This window comes from Stenomitos frigidus ULC18, from assembly GCF_003003795.1.
Classification (GTDB): Bacteria; Cyanobacteriota; Cyanobacteriia; order Leptolyngbyales; family Leptolyngbyaceae; genus Stenomitos; species Stenomitos frigidus_A.
Window position 1 is genome coordinate 53,055 of record NZ_PVWK01000140.1, and the last position, 18,667, is coordinate 71,721.

16 protein-coding genes and 1 pseudogene are annotated in these 18,667 nt (G+C 50.2%); 8 read left to right on the forward strand and 9 right to left on the reverse strand.

The window, feature by feature from the left end:
- Window positions 1–105: 105 nt before the first annotated feature.
- The 3 genes from C7B82_RS25535 to C7B82_RS25545 form a co-directional block, all read right to left on the reverse strand.
- Complete coding sequence (locus C7B82_RS25535; protein WP_106259581.1) at window positions 106–1,434, reverse strand: YcjF family protein; 1,329 nt, start codon at window positions 1,432–1,434, stop codon at window positions 106–108.
- Window positions 1,435–1,638: 204 nt separating this feature from the next.
- Window positions 1,639–1,971, reverse strand: a complete 333-nt coding sequence (locus C7B82_RS25540) for a DUF2973 domain-containing protein (RefSeq protein ID WP_106259582.1) — start codon at window positions 1,969–1,971, stop codon at window positions 1,639–1,641.
- Between the two features lie 179 nt (window positions 1,972–2,150).
- Window positions 2,151–2,483, reverse strand: coding sequence for a DUF2605 domain-containing protein (locus C7B82_RS25545; protein ID WP_106259583.1), 333 nt, complete (start codon window positions 2,481–2,483; stop codon window positions 2,151–2,153).
- A gap of 300 nt (window positions 2,484–2,783) precedes the next feature.
- Here C7B82_RS25545 and thrS point away from each other — a divergent pair, with 300 nt between their 5' ends.
- Together thrS and C7B82_RS25555 are read left to right on the forward strand one after the other, a co-directional pair.
- A complete protein-coding gene (gene thrS, locus C7B82_RS25550) occupies window positions 2,784–4,607 on the forward strand; it encodes a threonine--tRNA ligase (RefSeq protein WP_219904694.1) in 1,824 nt (607 codons plus the stop codon).
- Window positions 4,608–4,661: 54 nt separating this feature from the next.
- Window positions 4,662–5,261, forward strand: coding sequence for a Uma2 family endonuclease (locus C7B82_RS25555; protein WP_106259585.1), 600 nt, complete (start codon window positions 4,662–4,664; stop codon window positions 5,259–5,261).
- A 20-nt stretch (window positions 5,262–5,281) separates the two neighbouring features.
- Here C7B82_RS25555 and C7B82_RS25560 read toward each other — a convergent pair whose 3' ends face one another.
- The 3 genes and pseudogenes from C7B82_RS25560 to C7B82_RS33980 all read right to left on the reverse strand — a co-directional run.
- Window positions 5,282–5,740, reverse strand: a complete 459-nt coding sequence (locus C7B82_RS25560; RefSeq protein WP_106259586.1) for a DUF2127 domain-containing protein — start codon at window positions 5,738–5,740, stop codon at window positions 5,282–5,284.
- An 86-nt stretch (window positions 5,741–5,826) separates the two neighbouring features.
- Complete coding sequence (locus tag C7B82_RS25565) at window positions 5,827–6,162, reverse strand: S-layer protein (RefSeq protein ID WP_106259587.1); 336 nt, start codon at window positions 6,160–6,162, stop codon at window positions 5,827–5,829.
- Between the two features lie 112 nt (window positions 6,163–6,274).
- Window positions 6,275–6,559, reverse strand: a pseudogene (locus tag C7B82_RS33980) (transposase); the annotation flags it as partial.
- Window positions 6,560–6,748: 189 nt separating this feature from the next.
- Here C7B82_RS33980 and aat point away from each other — a divergent pair.
- Entirely contained in the window at window positions 6,749–7,333 is a 585-nt protein-coding gene (gene aat / locus C7B82_RS25575) for a leucyl/phenylalanyl-tRNA--protein transferase (protein WP_106259588.1), read from the forward strand.
- Between the two features lie 127 nt (window positions 7,334–7,460).
- On the opposite strand, the gene C7B82_RS25580 is transcribed toward aat, so the two are convergent.
- Window positions 7,461–8,156 (reverse strand): esterase/lipase family protein, encoded by a 696-nt coding sequence (locus C7B82_RS25580; protein WP_106259589.1) that lies wholly within the window; start codon window positions 8,154–8,156, stop codon window positions 7,461–7,463.
- Window positions 8,157–8,527: 371 nt separating this feature from the next.
- Here C7B82_RS25580 and C7B82_RS25585 point away from each other — a divergent pair, with 371 nt between their 5' ends.
- From C7B82_RS25585 to C7B82_RS25595, 3 genes are all read left to right on the forward strand, one after another.
- A complete protein-coding gene (locus C7B82_RS25585) occupies window positions 8,528–9,580 on the forward strand; it encodes a hypothetical protein (protein WP_146141265.1) in 1,053 nt (350 codons plus the stop codon).
- A gap of 129 nt (window positions 9,581–9,709) precedes the next feature.
- Window positions 9,710–10,768 (forward strand): bifunctional heptose 7-phosphate kinase/heptose 1-phosphate adenyltransferase, encoded by a 1,059-nt coding sequence (locus tag C7B82_RS25590; RefSeq protein WP_106259591.1) that lies wholly within the window; start codon window positions 9,710–9,712, stop codon window positions 10,766–10,768.
- 148 nt (window positions 10,769–10,916) lie between these two features.
- On the forward strand, window positions 10,917–11,183 hold the full coding sequence (locus C7B82_RS25595) for a hypothetical protein (RefSeq protein WP_106259592.1): 267 nt from the start codon (window positions 10,917–10,919) through the stop codon (window positions 11,181–11,183).
- Here the strand turns inward: C7B82_RS25595 and C7B82_RS25600 are convergent.
- The gene (locus C7B82_RS25600) at window positions 11,180–13,981 is read right to left on the reverse strand and encodes a WD40 domain-containing protein (protein ID WP_106259593.1); all 2,802 of its coding nucleotides are present in this window, start codon (window positions 13,979–13,981) and stop codon (window positions 11,180–11,182) included. The two genes, C7B82_RS25595 and C7B82_RS25600, sit on opposite strands and share 4 nt — an antisense overlap.
- A gap of 73 nt (window positions 13,982–14,054) precedes the next feature.
- Window positions 14,055–17,321 carry a peptidoglycan-binding protein gene (locus C7B82_RS35305; RefSeq protein WP_106259594.1) on the reverse strand — a complete coding sequence of 1,089 codons (3,267 nt, stop codon included), beginning with the start codon at window positions 17,319–17,321 and terminating at the stop codon, window positions 14,055–14,057.
- Window positions 17,322–17,440: 119 nt separating this feature from the next.
- Between C7B82_RS35305 and C7B82_RS25610 the strand changes: the two genes are divergently transcribed.
- A complete protein-coding gene (locus C7B82_RS25610; RefSeq protein WP_106259595.1) occupies window positions 17,441–17,932 on the forward strand; it encodes a GNAT family N-acetyltransferase in 492 nt (163 codons plus the stop codon).
- Between the two features lie 162 nt (window positions 17,933–18,094).
- Complete coding sequence (locus tag C7B82_RS25615; RefSeq protein ID WP_106259676.1) at window positions 18,095–18,301, forward strand: glycogen debranching protein; 207 nt, start codon at window positions 18,095–18,097, stop codon at window positions 18,299–18,301.
- The last annotated feature ends 366 nt before the right edge of the window (window positions 18,302–18,667 follow it).

Here is an 18,667-nt window from a genome sequence, read left to right on the forward strand (position 1 = left end):
GTTGGGTGTAATTAATAGATAGATGATCGTAGTATGAGGTCTCGCTCGCGGACAAGATGCACCCTGTTCTACATTTAATTAGCTCGGACTACTAGCTGATAGCTCTTAGCTCTTCTGCTTAAACCGCTCTTTTGCCGCTGCAAAGGATTCGTTCATCGCCTGCTGAATCCGTTTGGGGTCGGGTTTTTTACCGCCCATCAGATCGCCAAAGTAGACACAGGCCGCTTCACCCAAGGCCCAGGTGTACGCGGTTGCCCATGAAGCCGCGACCACACTCCCAAAGACAGGGATAAATTTAATCAATTCTCGCCCGATCGCCTGCGCTAGAAACCCACCCCCGATCGCGCTGACGATTCCCCCTGCCTGTGACGGCGACAGCGTTTGTCCATAGAGTTGGCCTAGAAGCCCGACCAATGATACCTGTAGTGCGGTGAGAACCGGCATGGTGGCGAAGGGTAACGGCACCGCAGCAAGAGTTGCCGCCATAATGGCAAACGGCAAAATGTAACGGCGACCCGTATCGCGGTAAAGATCGCCAAGCTTGTCCCCAGCACCTTCATTGAGGAGTTGATGCATGGCGCGGGCTTCGGCTTCAGGTAAAAGATCTGCTAACGCATTGACCAGAGCGTCTAACCCGTAGAACGTGGGCGTAAACTCGTCTTCTTCTAACGTGAAGTCGATGAGAATGGCGCGATCGTACAAACCCTTAAAGGATTCCTGCACGGCTGCAAACGCTCTGTTAACCGCTTCAACGTCTGGTGGATAGGCAGGATGGTCACTGAGATCGGCTGGATACAGCTCATGAAGTGATGTCACAGCCAGCAAACAAGGTACTTCTGGGTGCTGTTTGCGGATTTGGCTGGCAATCTGACGTAGTGTATCGGTCGCGAAATCATTAATTTTGACCGTCAAAATGAGGACTCTGGCGCAGCGATTCTCATTTGGCTGGAGTTCGCTGATGAGTTCCTGTGCGATCGCCCCTGTCTCCTGAGCACCATCGCCCAAACCAACCGTGTCGGTGAACACGAGCAGCGGCAAATCGCTGGTGGGATAGCTGTAGCGCTGTGTGTGCTGCGTATGGGGACGAAAGCCCTGCCCCACAATGTCTGCTGAAACTCCAGTTAAACCGCGCACGATCGAGCTTTTCCCGGCTTGGGGCTTGCCAACCATCAACGCTTCGGTGGTAGGCAACTGTCCCCGCACCTGTTCCAGAATCTCGACAACCTCTGCTTCGCTGACACTAAACCATGAGGTCAGCGTACTGGTGAGCCACTGTAGAGGAGCAAAGCGCTTCCAGTCGCTTAACTGTTCGGTGATGTCGTACCAGACTTTCACTGGCTGGGTTTCCAGGTTTGGCTCTGCAGAGACGATCGCGGTTTCCTCATGTAGCGATTGGGAAACGTCTGAAGGCTTTACTTCAGATGGCTCAGGCATAATCGTTTAAGAATGAGTGAGTACATGCCTTTAGTTTATGTCGTCACAATCATCCTGAATCATGCGTAAGGAGCACTTCTCTGCGCTGCCTCAATTGACCTTGTAATAAACGTTAAACTCATAAAACAAAGGCACGTTGGCTGATGGTCAACGTACCTTTGCGTTTGCCACAATAGGCAACGGCATTCTGGGGACTAGACGCGATTAAACATCTTCACGCCGATCGCTGGAGCCCGATGCGTTCGCCCCTGGTGACGATTCATAAAGCGCATCCAACTGTTCACGTGCGTCTTCAACGCTCATCGATCGCATGACTAACAGCGGTTCGTTAATAACATTCCCAGCGGTATCTAAAAATTCTGGGTGAGGCACCATCCGTAACCGTGAAGTTGATTTCGGTTCGCCCATGGCCCAGTTTCTTGGAGCTTGACTGCGCTGCGATTCAACACCCAGAGTCATCAAATTTCGAATCAAATTGCCAACGGCAAGGAAGGCGAGAGTCGTAAACGCAATGATATAAAGCAGGTGTAATAGCATAAAGGTTTCCTCAGGGTTAGCAGCCTTAAAAAGGGGCTACGACAGTGTATTTTTATGGATGCTTAAATTTTCAGGCACTCAACGCTCGTTTAACCAAACAAACCGAGAATACAGATATAGACTAAGGCCCTATGAAAATGAGGCTGTGTGTCAGCTCGGGTGTTGCTCTGCCTCCACAATCAGTCACAGTTATTTTTTCCAGACTCCTGCAAACGAAGGCGCACAGCTACCTGCCAACATTCTCCCACCAAATCATGCCAGGGTTTCATAACAGACGTCTCAATGCCAACCTGACCGTCTGTTACTTTAAGGAGCATTTGTGCAGTACTTACCTCTTGCTGCGCCGTGCTGACTCGCGCTAACAGGTCTGCACGCTTTTCAGCGCTTAAGAAGGGGAGCGTTTCGGTCTCTAAGAGCAAACGCGATCGCCCAAACCAGTATTGGAAATCTTCTAACAGTGGTCCTAGTATTGATCGGAGTAAGTCTGAGTTGGGTGAATTGGAATCAAACATTACTAAAGCTGACTTATTGTATCCATCCTTTTATCTTAGCGCCTTCTCAGGTTCGCAAACCTTCTTTACATATATTTAAGTAACTCAAAATCGTCACCATCAAGAGGGGGATCAAGAAGATTCAGTAAGATAGAAAGTGTCTTCCTGCACTCTCCATGTTGGACTTGTGGTGCCAGACTCTAGACTGGATCTATCTAGAGCTGGTTTCAATGAGCGTCATGTTTTGATGACGCTTTGGTGATTCGATCGCTCACTGCCCCTTGCTCGCCTCTAGTGTCTGTTGTATTGATGCCATCTCCTATGCCTGTCTCCGCCTCCCCCGACGACGATCAACCAGAAAAATTTTATTTGCCTCGCACCAGTGAATCAGTACCGTTGCAAAAGATTCGCCATACGACATCACACGTCATGGCAATGGCAGTGCAGAAGCTGTTTCCGAAAGCGCAGGTGACGATCGGTCCCTGGATTGAAAACGGCTTTTACTACGACTTTGATAGCCCAGAACCGTTTACTGACAAGGATCTAAAGGCGATCAAGAAGGAGATGACGAAGATCATCAACCGTAAGCTGCCTGTGATTCGGGAAGAAGTGAGCCGAGAGGAAGCGAAGCAGCGTATTCAGGCGATTAACGAACCCTACAAGCTCGAAATTCTGGAAGGATTGGAAGAGCCGATTACGCTGTATCACCTGGGCGACCAGTGGTGGGATTTGTGCGCGGGGCCGCATCTGGAAAATACTGCTGACCTGAAGCCAGACGCGATCGAGCTAGAAAGCGTGGCGGGTGCCTACTGGCGCGGCGATGAAACCAAAGCCCAACTCCAGCGCATTTACGGCACTGCTTGGGAAACACCTGAGCAATTGGTGGAGTACAAACGGCGCAAAGAAGAGGCACTGAAGCGTGATCACCGGAAGCTAGGCAAAGAATTAGGGCTGTTCATCTTTTCTGATTCGGTCGGGCCCGGTTTGCCGCTTTGGACACCGAAAGGCACGGTGTTGCGATCGATCCTCCAGGATTTTCTGCAAAAAGAACAACTTAAACGGGGCTATCTGCCCGTTGTAACTCCCCACATCTCTCGTGTGGATCTGTTCAAAACCTCCGGGCATTGGCAGAAATATAAGGAAGATATGTTTCCGCTGATGGCGGAGGATGCAGAGTCAGCAGCGCTGGAGCAAGGCTTTGTCCTCAAGCCGATGAACTGTCCGTTCCACATTCAAATCTATAAAAGTGAACTGCGCTCGTATCGGGAGTTGCCCATGCGGTTGGCAGAATTTGGTACCGTCTACCGCTACGAGCAATCCGGTGAACTCGGTGGCTTGACCAGAGTGCGTGGCTTTACGGTCGATGATTCGCACCTGTTTGTTACACCGGAACAGTTGGATGCTGAATTTCTAAGCGTCGTGGACTTGATCCTGTCCGTGTTCAAAAGTCTGCAACTGAAAAACTTCAAAGCCCGCCTCAGCTTCCGTGATCCCGATTCCGATAAATACATCGGCTCGGATGATTCCTGGGATAAGGCTCAAGGGGCTATTCGCCGTGCGGTGCAAACACTGGGTATGGATCACTTCGAAGGCATTGGTGAGGCCGCATTTTACGGTCCGAAATTGGACTTTATTTTTCAGGACGCGCTCGATCGCGAATGGCAGTTGGGCACCGTTCAGGTGGATTACAACTTACCCGAACGCTTTGACCTGGAATATGTGGCGGAAGACGGCACTCGCAAGCGTCCTGTGATGATCCATCGCGCTCCTTTCGGCTCTCTAGAACGCCTGATCGGTATTCTCATTGAAGAATACGCGGGCGATTTTCCGGTGTGGTTGGCTCCAATCCAGGTGCGGCTGCTGGCTGTGAGTGAAGACCAGCTACCGTTTGCGAAACAGGTCGTGAGCCAACTGCTGGCGATCGGTGTGCGGGCAGAGGTCGATACCAGTGGCGATCGTCTCGGCAAACTCATCCGTAACGCTGAAAAAGACAAGATTCCAGTCATGGCAGTCGTGGGTGCTAAAGAGGTGGAAGCCAACGCCCTCAGCATTCGCACCCGTGCTTCTGGCGAACTTGGCCCGACCCCGGTGGCTGAAGTGTTGGAGCGGTTGAACGTGGCGAATCAAAACCATACCACCTTTTAATTCTGTGCTTCGGTCGTTAGGATAAAACGAAAGTAATCCCTCAGGCGTTTACGTATGGCTTACCTGATCGAACCGCCGATTCAGCAAACTGATCAACAAGTAGTTTTGTTTGGCGTTAGCTGGCAGCAATATGAAAATCTCCTGGCAACGCTAGGAGATTTTCCAGGGTTACGCATGACCTATCTTGAAGGCGGATTAGAGATACTAATGCCCTCCTCTGAACACGAAATGCTCAAGAAGGTCATTGCTCGATTGCTAGAGCGATATGCTGAAGAATTAGATATTCCTCTGCACGGCTATGGCTCGACTACGTTTCGTAAAGAGGCAAAAGCCAGCGGTCTAGAACCCGATGAATGCTACTGCGTTAGTACGTTGAAAGATATTCCCGATCTTGCGATCGAAGTCATTCTGACCAGTGGCGGCTTGGATAAGCTAGATGTCTATAAAGGATTAGAGATTCCAGAGGTTTTGCTCTGGCAAAACAATCAGCTTATTCTTTATGACTTGAGAGGAGAAAGCCGCTCTGTAGCCAGTCGTAGCCAATTTTTTCCAGATTTAGATCTTGCTTTACTTGCTCAATACGTTAACCCTAAAGAGCAACCCCAAGCCGTCAAACGGTTTATTGCGATGCTGCGTCAAGCTCAGAATGACTAATCAGTATTGCTCATTCGCTCTTACTGTTTCGGGACCTTATGTTTTGGGAAGTGGCTGAATAAGTACCAGAAGACAACGATATTCACTACAAAGACGATCGCTTTAATGAGCGTGACGCCATGAATTAATTCATACACTTCGGGTGGAATGCTGAGACCAACCAGCACCAAGACGAGGACATGTGCCCAGCGTTTTTCGTGCCAGAGTCCAATCGCTTCGATCGCGGTTAAAAGAGCATAAACACCGGCTCCAATACCGCTAAATTCCAGCGTTCTTGGATTTAGATTCAAGATTTTGTCCAGAACCCAATCAATGAGCTGAGTTTTGCCTTCGATGGTGTACGACTCAGAAAAGTCTGCCAGAGAGTCATAGTTTCGTAACGCCAATAACAGCGCCACGGACGTAACGGCAAGGAGTGATGCGACAAAGGACTTGTAAAATACGATCGCAAGCAAGCCAAAGGAGCGCTTCGTCAGCATCTCTGTTCTCGTTAGTGAAAAGTAAGGGTCTAGATTAATGATACCCAGCCAACTGAGGCGATTACGGTAAGGATACCTACATGACCCTACTGCACAGGCGTTTCTGGCTGATCAGATGGTGATTGGTTTGTGAGTCGCTCAATCAGACCAGGAGGGGTAGCCTGACGGTATGCACCGCAGTAGTGCATCGTTAGAACTGCTTTGAATGCCCAATGATTCATAGGCACGTCAATAAACGGATTGGGCAACGTTTCGGCTCGATTCTGCACGCAGGCTTCGATGATCTGTCTCGCTGTCGGCTCAGTCTGGGCTTGAGCGATCGCGTGGTTTGGCTGAGTTGGTTGAGCGGCGATCGCAGTTAACGGAGTGGCGAGGCTGGCGATCGCAAGCACTGTCAGTGTCATCAAAGTCTTAACTTTCATCGGGAAATGCGTGAAGGGATTGCGTAAAACCGAATGTAGAAAACCAGTAGTCCTATCGCCAGTTTAACTACAGAGTCATCAAGATGGGAGTCTGCATCCGGCGGCGGGGATGCTGGCGATCGAGAAGCACCTCGGAAGGACTTTCAGCCCGTACGGCTGTCCGTGTCCAACTGCGTAAGCGCGCATGGAGGGCTTTCCAGGTACCGTCTTTGCGCCAGTTGCGGCAGTCGGTAGACACCGTTTACCAGGCGGGAAAGTCAGCCGGGATAGCGCGCCATTTACAGCCTTGGGTCACCACATAAAAGATGGCGTTGAGGACAGCCCACAGACTCGTACTGCGGGGGCGTCCGCCGGGTTTGGCAGCGGGCAGAAGGGGTTGGAGTAAGGCAAATTGGGCGTACTGAGTAGACTTTAACCATGGCTCTCACGGTGCTTGAGTTCAGTACTTAAAGCGTCTGCCGTGTGAGCTTTCTTACGCTCGATCCGGCTTTTCAAACACCCTCTTAACTCCTGATCCCTTCTTTCGCAGAGGCTTTTATAATGAGATGCTTGTATCAGCCGTTTGACTGAGTGAGGCGTTGCCCGATTGACTGAAAGCCGTTTTGATGTTGCCTCGATCGTCCAGGGTTATGCTCAGGGCTATTTTTTAATGGCAGACGATTCTGGAGCGTCACTGGGCTGGTACTCCAGTCGTGAGCGGACGTTGATTCCTCTGGATGAGCGGTTTCGCTATCCGCGATCGCTTCAGCGATTGCTCAATCAAGAGCGCTTCACGGTTGCGGTCGATCGGGCGTTTGAGGCCGTCATTGACGGCTGTGCCGATCGCGAAACGACCTGGATTTCAGAGGAATTAAAGGATATCTATCGATCGCTGCATGAGGCTGGATGGGCACACAGCTTTGAAACCTGGCAGGGCGATGAACTGGCTGGGGGGATTTTGGGGCTAACGATCGGCGGTGCGTTTATTGGTGAATCGATGTTCTTTCGGATTCCCGATGGTTCGAAGGTCGCAATGGTGAAATTGGTGGAACGTTTGCGCGATCGGCAGTTTGTGCTCTTCGACGCCCAGATGATGAATCCCCATTTGGAGCGATTTGGAGCCCACATTATTGGCAGCAAACAATATAACGCGTTGTTAAAGCAGGCACTAGCACGCCAATGTTCGTTGTAGTGAGGAGAGCTTCGTAGGAGCGTTTCGCGAAACGCCCCTATCCCAGAATCCTTCAGACCATCGATCGCAAGCTGGTGTCTTTCTCAGAAGAACCTGACCCCTTTGAGCAAGGCCTAAATTCAGGTGGTTACACAAGATACGGTGTCCAACGTTCCAGCAGTCCGGGCGATCCGTACCAGACGCGATTGCCTCTGGGAGAATGCATCGCGTCTTCAATCACAAGATTTTCGGCACCTTTGAGATGGGCTGCTTCGATCGGCGTAATGCCATCGCCCCACGTATTGCCCTTTCCACAGGTAAGCTTGTAGCTGCTATATGCCAGCCAGTTGCGCCAACGGTCTCCGTAAACCGCTTTCCCTGCCACGCACACGTAGCGCACATCCGAGTAGAATGCACCCGGATAGCTCAGGTTCACAAAGTCGAGATTTTTGCGCGTCCAACGCTCCAGGCTGGTGTGAGGTGTACCGAGCGTGATGAGTGTCGCTACCCGATCGCGGGCAGACCAGAGACAATCATCCGTCTCGTTGGGATGGATACAGTAAGGCTTTTCTCCTAAGTAGATGCGCGACAGCCAACCACCTGCCGAATGCCCGACCAGCGTGACGTGAGACACACCCTGCTGCTGAAGTACTTGCTTTACCGTGGTATCCAACACCCGCAAAATGGGCGCCACTGAACGACCACCGATTGTTGGCACCCAGTCTTGCCAGCGGAGCGGCACGGTGACAGTTGGAAACCCCAGCGCTTGTAACGTCTGTTCTAAAACGCGGTATTCAACAGCACCAGCGAGGTAACCCGGCAAAATGACGATCGGTCGTGGCATGAGCAACAGCGTTTAAATGGAGCGTACAGATTCAAGCGTAACGATTCTTTTCAGATCTAAAGACTCTCACAGTGTTGCAGGATCTGAATTTTGCTCAAACCGCGATCGAGACAACAATCAAGCTCAGTTACTGACTGATCGTACCAAGGCAGAGCGTAAATATTGTTCAGTCCCCTTTGCTCTCCCGCTTGCCTTCTCCCGCTTGCCTCCTCCCGCCTGCCTTCTTCTAAAACTTCTGTAGGCAATCGGGTCTCACAGTTCTTAAACTGGACATGCGGACTCTAACGAGTGCAACGGTGAGCGCTAAGATTTGAGCAAGGCGTTTCTCGCGATCGCATGCGTCCATTCCCCCACGACTGAGCTTGCCTGCTATGTCTAACTCCCTGTTGCCTAAAAACACGTCAAACGTCTTTACACAGGAGACGCTAGAGAAAGTACTAGTGGCGCTGCGCCAACCGTTCTCGATCGCTGTTTTAGCGTCTGTAGGCGTACATGGTTTGCTGTGGGCAGCGCTGCCTAACTTTCTGGCAGAAACAGAAAAGATTCCAGACACAAAGCAGCGCGTTCAGACCGTGGAACTGTCTCCTGCTGAACAAAGCCAACTACCGCAATTTGGCATCAATCCAATACCTCAAACCCTGACGCCTGCAAAACCCTCCAAACCAGCACAGTCAGCCACAAAGCTGCCAGACCCCAAGCTCTATAACGATCCGTCCCTCTACAATTTCCCCATCCTAGAGCCGCCACCGCCGATCGTGTTCCCTCTTTTAGGGCTACCTCCTGGGCTCGACTTCAAACTGCCACCAATTAAAAAAACACCTTCAAAACCACCGGCTGACCAGGCTATAAAACCGCCCAAGTCCCCTGAGAAAACAGAGCCAAAAAAGACAGATGCAGACACGCCGAAAACGCCTGTCGATCCAACTGCGCCTGCACGGCTTGACAAACTATCACCTGAGCAACTTACTGCGTTGCGGCAACAAGGAGAGCGATTGGGTCAGTTACGAACTTTATACACGTTTAATGGTCCAGATACAAAGGAAAAGGCGGGTGGGGTCTTTCAGGCGAATGCAACCACCTTCATAGACTTGGCGAAAAAGATTACTGGTGGGAATGCTGACGACAGTCGCCTTAAAACGCCAGAAAGAGTGACTGGTGTCTTTCCCAAAGAGGCGTGTCCGTTCGTGAGAGGATTTCGGAATGCGTCTTTTGCTGCGATCGTGAAACCTGATGGCACTTTGGCAGAACCGCCAACAGTGCTGCTAACGACTGGGTTTAAGGGTTTAGATAATGCTGCGATCGACGACATTACGAGCTCAGTCAAAAACAAGAAATTTGGTGACGGTAGCAAATTTCAACTCATCCGGTTCGATTTTATTTTTGATCCCAAAACATCCTGTTCGGCTTCTGATAAACGTGCTTAAGCGTTTGACTGATGGCAAACCTTGCAGTCAGATAGCGTTTTTCGCCTTGAGTGCATGTGTGAATGCCCGAATGCGCTACTCTGGCTGAGGTGAAGTTGTTGGCGTACGTTGAGCAACGTACGATCGTCTATGGCTCTTGATGCGTCTTTTGCAGTCCAGCTGATCGCTTCGGCTGAGCGGTTGTTTGACCTCATCGATCGCTTCCACGAAGCGAAGGTGCTAATTGTTGGTGACTTGACGCTCGATGAGTTTCTCACAGGGCAGGTCGAACGGCTGTCGCGTGAAGCGCCTGTGCTGATTATTCGCCATGAAACCACACAGCAGGTACCGGGTGGTGGCGCAAATGCAGTCTATAACTTTGCGAAACTGGGCGCACAAGTAAAAGCCGTTGGGCTGCTGGGTCAAGATGACCAGGGCAAGACACTGCGGGGTATTTTTGAGGCAGCCGACATCGACACACACGGCATTTTGCTGGATGCCGATCGCCCCACTGTGACCAAAACCCGCATTTCTGGTCATGCCCGTCAGTCTGTGACGCAGCAAATTGTGCGGATCGATCGCAAGTCAGATAACCTGCCTGATGAATCACTTCAACTTCAGCTTGCCGACTACATCCAGCAGCACATTGGTTCAGTGGATGCCGTTATTTGCTCCGACTACGGCGATGGTACGCTAACTCAGCCTGTGATTGCAGCGGCATTGGCTCACCCGCTCAGCATTGTGGATGCTCAAACCAAGCTCGATCGCTACAAAGGGGCAACCGTCTTCACGCCCAACTTGCCCGAAGCCGAGCAAGCGGTTGGCTATTCTCTCGTCAGCCCATCGGGCAATCCCTCTGATTTGACTCAGCTGCAGCAGGGTGGGCACGATCTGCTGCAATTGACGCAGGCAAAACAGGCATTGATTACCCGTGGCGAAGAGGGCATGAGTTTGTTCGATCGCGATGGCACTGAACATCACATTCCTGCGTTCAATCGCACAGATGTTTTTGATGTCACGGGGGCAGGCGATACCGTGGTTGCTGCGTTTACCCTGGGGCTCATCGCTGGGGCAACTCCGTGGGAGGCAACGGTCTTAGGCAACCTGGCAGCCAGTATCGTTGTCCGGCAGTTCGGCACCACACCGACAACCCCAACCGAGATGAAAGCGTCGCTCCAGGCGCTTTTGGATGAGTTTCAACATGAGTGAGGAATAGCGGTCAGCGGTTGGGAATAACTCAAAACTCAAAACTTTCTCGCTACCTACCGAAGCTAAATGTCATAACATCTAAATTAAATAGTACAAATATACTGATTTGTGTGTAGAATACTTAGAGCAGAACGTTGAGGAACTCCCTATGCAACCAGCGCTCAAATTCTCGCTCGAAATTGTTGATGGTGAACGACTGGGCAAACTCTCTGTACCCTACATCCATGTCGCCCGTTGGCTAAACTTCATTACCTCACCTCACTACGGTGCGCAAATTATCTTCTCGGAACAGGATAGAGAAGGCGTCACTATTTATTTTGATGCCTGCGAGGGTATGTACAGTTACTTGAGCGATCGCATCCACCCTCAAACCAAAGCCCCTCAGCAAGAGGTTGCCTTCGCGATCGCCAGCTAGGGGCGGGGTCTTGTGTCTTCACACAACTGGCGATCGTCTTGAGTAACATTAGGGTTTGTTGTGAGGTAATCATGTAGCCAATTGCAGCCGCGTGTAATCAATGCATTCAGGTTTAAATCGGCCAATTTCCACAGCACAACTCTTTTGTCATCACTTGCAGTTGCTAGCGTTTTGCCATCGGGGCTAAAGCTTAGCCCAACGACACCGCCACTGTAACCAGCCAGCGTAGCGATCAAAGTCCCGTCCGGCTGCCAGAGCTTAACGGTTTTATCGTCGCTAGCAGAGGCAAGAGTTTTGCCATCAAGGCTAAATTGAACTCCCTCAACAATGCCAGTATGTCCCGTAAAGCTGTTTAGCAGTGTGCCGTCTAGTTTCCAAAGCTTGATGGTTTTGTCTGCGCTGGCAGAAGCAATTAGTTTTCCATCCGGGCTGAAGGCAATGCCATAAATAATGGCACCGTGTCCGCTGAAGGTGCGAATCAAGGTGCCGTCTAGTTTCCAAAGCTTGATGGTTTTATCGGCGCTGGCAGAAGCGATCAGTTTCCCATCTGGGCTAAAGGTGACCCAGTAGACGTCTGACTGATGTCCCCTCAAGGTTCGGATCAGCGAACCATCAAGCCGCCAAAGTTTAACAGTATTATCGCCACTGGCTGAGGCAATCGTCTGTCCATCCGGGCTGAAGCTAACACCGTTTACATAGCTGCTGTGAGCAGGCCAACTCTTTAGCAAGCGGCTGTTTTGACCGCTCATTTGCCATAACTTAATGGTGCGATCGTTGCCGCCAGAGACGAGTAGCTGCCCCTTGGGACTAAAGCCAATACTATAAATTTCAGCGGTATGTCCACGCAATGTCGCAATTAATGCTCCCTGGGGTTGCCAAAGTTTGATGGTGCCATCACTACTTGCCGATGCCAATACTTGGCCGTCTGGGCTGAATTGAACACTGCCCACCCGTTCCTGATGACCCACTAGAACATTGATCAGACTTTTATCTTGCTTCCAAAGTTTGATAGTTTGGTCCTGACTGGCGGTTGCAATCATCTGCCCGTCTGGGCTGAAGGCAATACCATTGACATAGCTACTGTGGCCAAGCAGATCGCCAATCAAACTGCCGTCGCGTTGCCAAAGTTTCACCTTGTTGTCAGCGCTACCTGATGCAATAACCTGTCCATCAGGGCTAAAGGTCACGCTATACACTGCATATGTGTGTCCATAGAGTGTTTTCTGCAAGGTCCCATCCTGTTGCCATAGCCTCACTGTTTTATCAACGCCTGCGCTGGCAATTGTTTGACTGTCTGGACTAAAGGCGACATCACTCACGGGGGCAGTGTGCCCACTGAGGGTTTTGATGAGGTTGCCAGTAGGCTGCCATAGCTTCACTGTTTTATCAGAACTGGCCGAGGCAAACAGTTGCCCATCTGGACTGAACTGCAAACTATTGACGGCACCACGATGTGCGTTGATGGTGAGTTTTAAGCGCCCATCTCGCTGCCAGAGTTTAATAGTGCCATTCTCTTCACCTGAGGCGATCGTTTTTCCATCGGGGCTGAACCTGACAGCTCTCACTCTGCTTTGGTGTCCCACAAGCGTTCTCAATAACGTTCCGTCTGGCTTCCAAAGCCTCACCGTTTTGTCACTGCTAGCAGACGCAAGCATCTGCACATCTGGGCTAAAACTGACATCCAAGACCTCGTCGGTATGGCCTTTCAGTGCAATGGTCGAACGACCGTCTAGTTGCCAAAGTTTGACCAATCCGTCTCCACTGGCAGACGCGAGCATTTTTCCGTCGGGACTAAAGCTGACACGCCGAACCCAACTGGAATGTCCTTCTAAGCGGTTAGACTCCCTGACCCAGTAAACTGATTGACCAAAGGTCTTCAAGACGCGATCGCGGGTATCTGCTGGTGCCCAGGATGCTTGTTTAAGCAGTTTGGCGGCTCTTAACCCCTGAATGAGCGCATCAAACTCCTGATGATTAATGAACAAGCCGTCTGAGGTTGCTGTGAGTGCTTTGACTTCACCCAGTACCGCCTCCTTGCGGCGGGCTTCTGCCGATCGATACTGGCTAAACGCGACCAAGCCGAGTGATACTGAGACGATTAGTCCTAGCGTCAGGCTCCCGAGAGCCAGTCGTTGGCGTTGAGTTTCTCGCTTCTGCCGTGCCGTTTCTGCTAAGCGGCTGGTGATGGCGTATTCGGTCTGAACCTGCGTTGGCTGAGGTTCTTTGTCAGTTCCCTGAGCAATCCATTGTTCAACGCTTTCTAAATCGGTGCCGCGCAACAAAAAGCTATCATCGCGATCCCTATTCTCCCACTCGATTGCGCGAATGAGCAGTCGGGTATGGAAGCGAACATGGGCAAGATCGGTGTCGAGTGCTTGGATTAGCGCCTCAACGGCAGTGTCAAAAGCATGGTCGTTTTGGAAGTCAATCCAGTTGAGGTCTGCCAAAGCTCGATTGACGGTTCCAGCGTCTACGTCGCGCCGCAGAATGGGCATCAGCCGCTTGTTTAGCTTGATGGCGTGCTGTAGCTCAACGCCACATTCACGAGAGGCAATGGACTCTGGACTAATGACAAACAGAAACGTGTCAGCTGCAATAATGCCTGTATAAATTTCTTCTCGCCAGGGAGCATTGGGTGGAATGTCTTCCCAATCAACCCAGGTCGTTCGATTCTTTTGCTTGAGGGCATGGCACAGTGACTGCACAAAGGTCTTGTCGCGACGCGAGTAAGAAATAAAGATTTCAACGTTGATTTTTGATGGATTGGCAGCAGCATCGGATAAATTTGCGATCGTCATTTGGCCTCAAAGCATTAGACACAGTGCAACGTAATTACAGTGAATGCGACTAGTTCTCTTAGCAATCAACTGGCTATGAGGCCGGTTGCGGCGGTGGCTGTCCATGGTCGCCGCCACGTCCCATGTTGGAGCCCCAACTGTTATTAGAGCCCAACCCAAACTGCTCTGTCTCTACCCACTCTGCTTTGATCAGCGACCACCAATCGCGTGCTAAGCCTACCAGCACATAGTCGTAGGGTAGCCAACCATAGCCGCTTACTCCCCAGGTTTTGCCCCAAGAATTCTTAATGAGTAACGCTCCTGCATTGGGCGCGTTTTTGACCTTTTTGTAGTCGTCATAGCCGACGACGATCGCGGCATGCCCACCTTCTCGCTTTTCATTCCCCTTTGGGTAAAGAATGTGACCAGGTGGATTGGCCTCGTCATAGATAGAGTCGTAGACTGTAAACCCAAACATACAGGGAAAGCCCGCAACCAAAACTGTTTTAATCTGCGCTAGCAGTTCTTTTGTAGCGATTCCGGCTGCATCCAGACGAAAGTAAGTCATAGCCTGATAATTCTGGGCAAACGCATAGCAAAAAGCAGACGGATCTTCGTCATAGCGCTTCTCGTCATAGGGGCAGTATTCTTCTGGCGGTACGCCAAACAGCACCATCGCCTTCATGGTTTCCCGTACGGACGCGCCCGTATCGCCCTGACTGTGCATTAGATCACGGGTGACTTTATAAAGGAAACGCCGAGAGGCATCAATGGGATTACCACAGCTACGCTTCTCAAAGTATTCAATCAAGGCAACCCCAGCATGGGCAGTACAGGCATCCAGATTACCCTGATCCTCAACAGGCGTACACCAAAAACTTAAATCGACTGCTGCGGGTAGAGTCAGGTATAAGCTGCTACCTGAGTCGATCAATAGCGGTTTTGTGGACGCTTGAGCAATAGGCAACAGCGTTTTGCAGAGCTTACCGAGCATCGGCACTTGCAGCAAACATTCGTTGCACTCATGCTGCACATGGATAAAGGTTTGTGTTCGCACAGGGTTCACCGCCTGATCAGGCGAGTTTGAGCATCGATCGAACGGCTGGGTCTTTAAGAAAGCCTGGATGTCTTCAGCATGCTGACCATCGTACTCAGGAAGTAGACAAAGTTCTCGGAGCAAACATTCCTGAACATTTGCTCCGATCGAAGGCGATGTTGTGTCAGTGGGTGCGTCCACTGCGTTCTTGGGTGACGGAAAAAGGATACCCCATTGAGCAACCGTTTTTAGTGCGGTCATTACCAGTGGTTGAAATTGGCTCAGCGGGTTGGCCTGTTCAAGCGATCGCCCATAGCGCTTAAATTCTGCTTGCATAGTCGTCAGCGTTTCAACCAGCGGTTCGTACTGGTCTGGGGACTCAGGCCTATCAGATACTGTGAATACATGCCCTTTTAGCTGCCTCTCGATGACTTTGACGCGATCGAAGTTGGCAAACACCTTAAACCGAGCCAGACCGTCGGCACAGGCTTCTTCCAGATCACTATATTGAGCGATAGGTGCAACGATTTGGGCAATCACCTTGACAACCGGGCGAGTAATGACGGTTGTCATCAGCACCAGCATCTGTTTGACGGCGTCTTGCCTAACGGCTAAGGGCTTTTGCGAGTTGATTGCCTCTTTGAACAGTCCAGCAACTATTTGCTGCCTGTCTTGGGACTCGCTGTTGCTCTCGTCCAACACCACCAGCTTTGACAGTTCATCATTGAGCTGTGTGGCGATCGCAGTCAATCGATCGAGTTGCTGCGTGGGCAGAGTTGATGACTGTCCTGTTTGAGCATCTGCTAACAGCACTTTCATGGTTCGCCCGACAACTTTGGTTTGACAAATGAGCGTTTCAATAAATTGAGGCGCAATTGGGGGTTCTAGCGCTTTGAATGCTTCCCGACGAGCATCCGGGTTTTCATAGAGCTTGAGTATGGTGGCAAGATTAACAACACCATCTAATGCTTCCCCGTCCCGCATTATGGCAGTCTGAAATTGCTTGACGGCCTCTTCTGTAAGCTGCTCAAAATAGCCTGTAATGGGAGCGCTGTAATATCCTAGGGCGCGTAAACGTTCCTGGATATAAATAACGGCTGGCCCAGAATCACCAATTTTGTAGTCTGCGTACTGGAAGATGTTACTCGCAATGTAGCCTGCATCTTTAAGACGCTCGATAATTAGTTTTAAGTCATTACCCGTTAACGGTACGTCTTGCTCATTAGGGGGAGAAAATTTTGGCTGACCGCTATCATACGTCTTGAACGGAATGCGCTTCACAATGTTGTAACCAGTCTTTAAGGCAGTTATGCGATCGTCTTCGCCAAGACAGGGAGCTAATTGAGTTAAAAGTTCAGTCAGTGGCTCAATGTATCGTTGAACTTTTTCTTGCGACGTAAGTGATAAATTTGATGCACTAATTGATGTACTAGAACCGAGCAAAACAGCGCTAATTTGATCATGACCTCCTAACAAATCAACAATCTTATCCTCTCCACCTTCTGCAGCTAAAATGATGTTGTAGATCTCATTAGCACGTTCCTTAAAGATGCGACGCGGCACTGGCCTTAAAGGAAAGTCGAGTGTCTGCTTGCGCTTCCTTTCTAGCGCTTCTCCTGTCTGTGGCCCAATAATGCCATCGGCTAATAAACTGTTTGCCGTTTGAAAGGCGATTACGGCTTCATAGGTCGATTTGCCAAAAATGCCCGGTGGATCGGTGATAGTCAGTTTTGGCATTGCTTGCTTAAGCAACTCTTGAGCACATATAGTTGTCAGGTTAAAGTTGCTAAAGTTTTTGAGCATTGGATTGTACTTGCTCCGACGAATCTTGCCATCAATTGCGGTTAGTGCAAGTAATTCGGCTTTAGTAACGGCTGTTACAATGCCATTTGCAGGCTCAATGAGTTGATTCTGTTGAAATTGTTTGACAGCGTTCTCAGTAGCTTCATCAAAATATCCTGCAGCGGCGAGATCCGTTTCATGCAAAATGCCTAATTTGATCAATTTTGCCTGCAGTTCAGTAACTTCTTTCCCTTCGCTTTCTAGTGCAAGTATCCCTTCTGTAAAGGCAGCTGTCAAAAAATAGAGATGCTGATCAATATCTTTTTGAACATCAGTTGTGAGGGCTGTGAGCGCGTCAAATTCAATGTTTGGTAATTTGATTTTGAGAATGTCAATCAGTTGCCGGATGCGTTGGTCGGTCTGATCGATATCACCGAGTGGTTGCGCCGTACCTTTCTGAACGTTTTGCACGCGATCGTGGCGAAGTGTGCAATCTCTCACATCCGGGTAGTCAGGTACCCAGCCCATGCCTTTTTTACCCATGCTTGCTCCTGATTGCTTAGCTAAAAAATCTAGTCACTATGCAGTGTGCTGCTACTTATATAGCGTGTTCGACTAATATAAAGATGATTTTCTAACAAAAATTTTGGGGCAAGGAATAAATGGTTGCCACACCCACAGAGGTGATGTTGCGTTCAGCGACCCCTGATGATGTGTCTGTTTTGTTCAAATTAATTCAGGCGTTGGCAGAGTACGAGCGATTGCCAGATGCCGTAACGGGCACTCCAGAGGCACTCAGAGAGCATCTATTCGGCTCCAGGCGCTATGCAGAGGCGATTTTGGCAGAAGTGGACGGACAAGCTGCTGGCTTCGCGTTGTTCTTCTATAACTATTCAACCTTTTTGACGAAGCCAGGCATTTACCTGGAAGATCTGTTTGTGTTGCCAGAGTATCGGCAGCGAGGCATTGGCAAAGCGCTACTCACTTATTTGGCGCAACGAGCGATCGCAGAAAATTGTGGACGCCTGGAATGGAGCGTGCTGGACTGGAATGCACCCGCGATCGCCTTCTACGAGAAAATGGGAGCCACTGTTTTACCCGATTGGCGCATCTGCCGTGTCACAGGAGACGCACTGACGCTGATGGCAGGGTAAGAAACGTGACGAAACCATTGCAGATTATAGCGTTTAGGCTGAAGATGAGAGCGGTTGAAGATGGGAGAAGCATCGCCGATTACACTCACTGGCTTGCTTCTGAACGCTACAATCCGAAAGCCATCACCTAAAGCTCCACAATCTCCCAAGGAGGGCGCAACTATGTCTATTTGGGTAAATGAACAGATTGATCCGTCCGGCATCCTTTACTCCTGCATTGCGTGCTGTGATGAAAGCCACGCGCAAGATTGCCATCAATCCTTTCAGGAAAATTTGACGGACGATCAGGTTGCAGCCGGGTGGATTGCTCGACTGCGCACGGTTACTTCGTGGGATGACGTTCCTGCCAATGCGCTGAAGTTGGACTAACTGGGGGTGGCGATCGCCTTCGATGAATCAGTCGACGGGAACCGAGCGACAGACGCCTTGTTTCTATCGGCAAAGTTTCTGTACCTAAACTTGCCATTGCTGACTGAAAGAACTCGCAAAATGAGGGCCCGTGGCTCTCGTTGTCACTACAGCGATTTAAGTAAACTGGTTGTCTAACAACCACGTATTCGGCCAGTGAAAAAATTTTGGTCAGTGAAGATTTCGGAACTCTAACAATTAAGAAAGATTGCTAATCGTTGCAGACACGTTAAAAAGCGTAGCCTTGAGAACACCAAAATTCTACATTCAATTGTTTCTTAGACCCTGATTGGCTAGTACTTGCAAGCGTTAGGCGAACCCATTGAT

Bases quoted from the DNA above. Each gene is read 5' to 3' on its own strand.
- C7B82_RS25595 (WP_106259592.1), top strand. From the start codon at position 10,917: ATGCAACCAGCGCTCAAATTCTCGCTCGAAATTGTTGATGGTGAACGA.
- C7B82_RS25555 (WP_106259585.1), top strand. From the start codon at position 4,662: ATGGCTTACCTGATCGAACCGCCGATTCAGCAAACTGATCAACAAGTA.
- C7B82_RS25540 (WP_106259582.1), bottom strand. From the start codon at position 1,971: ATGCTATTACACCTGCTTTATATCATTGCGTTTACGACTCTCGCCTTC.
- C7B82_RS25590 (WP_106259591.1), top strand. From the start codon at position 9,710: ATGGCTCTTGATGCGTCTTTTGCAGTCCAGCTGATCGCTTCGGCTGAG.
- C7B82_RS25545 (WP_106259583.1), bottom strand. From the start codon at position 2,483: ATGTTTGATTCCAATTCACCCAACTCAGACTTACTCCGATCAATACTA.
- C7B82_RS35305 (WP_106259594.1), bottom strand. From the start codon at position 17,321: ATGGGTAAAAAAGGCATGGGCTGGGTACCTGACTACCCGGATGTGAGA.
- C7B82_RS25560 (WP_106259586.1), bottom strand. From the start codon at position 5,740: ATGCTGACGAAGCGCTCCTTTGGCTTGCTTGCGATCGTATTTTACAAG.
- C7B82_RS25580 (WP_106259589.1), bottom strand. From the start codon at position 8,156: ATGCCACGACCGATCGTCATTTTGCCGGGTTACCTCGCTGGTGCTGTT.
- C7B82_RS25600 (WP_106259593.1), bottom strand. From the start codon at position 13,981: ATGACGATCGCAAATTTATCCGATGCTGCTGCCAATCCATCAAAAATC.
- C7B82_RS25615 (WP_106259676.1), top strand. From the start codon at position 18,095: ATGTCTATTTGGGTAAATGAACAGATTGATCCGTCCGGCATCCTTTAC.
- C7B82_RS25565 (WP_106259587.1), bottom strand. From the start codon at position 6,162: ATGAAAGTTAAGACTTTGATGACACTGACAGTGCTTGCGATCGCCAGC.
- C7B82_RS25585 (WP_146141265.1), top strand. From the start codon at position 8,528: ATGTCTAACTCCCTGTTGCCTAAAAACACGTCAAACGTCTTTACACAG.
- C7B82_RS25610 (WP_106259595.1), top strand. From the start codon at position 17,441: ATGGTTGCCACACCCACAGAGGTGATGTTGCGTTCAGCGACCCCTGAT.
- C7B82_RS25535 (WP_106259581.1), bottom strand. From the start codon at position 1,434: ATGCCTGAGCCATCTGAAGTAAAGCCTTCAGACGTTTCCCAATCGCTA.
- thrS (WP_219904694.1), top strand. From the start codon at position 2,784: ATGCCTGTCTCCGCCTCCCCCGACGACGATCAACCAGAAAAATTTTAT.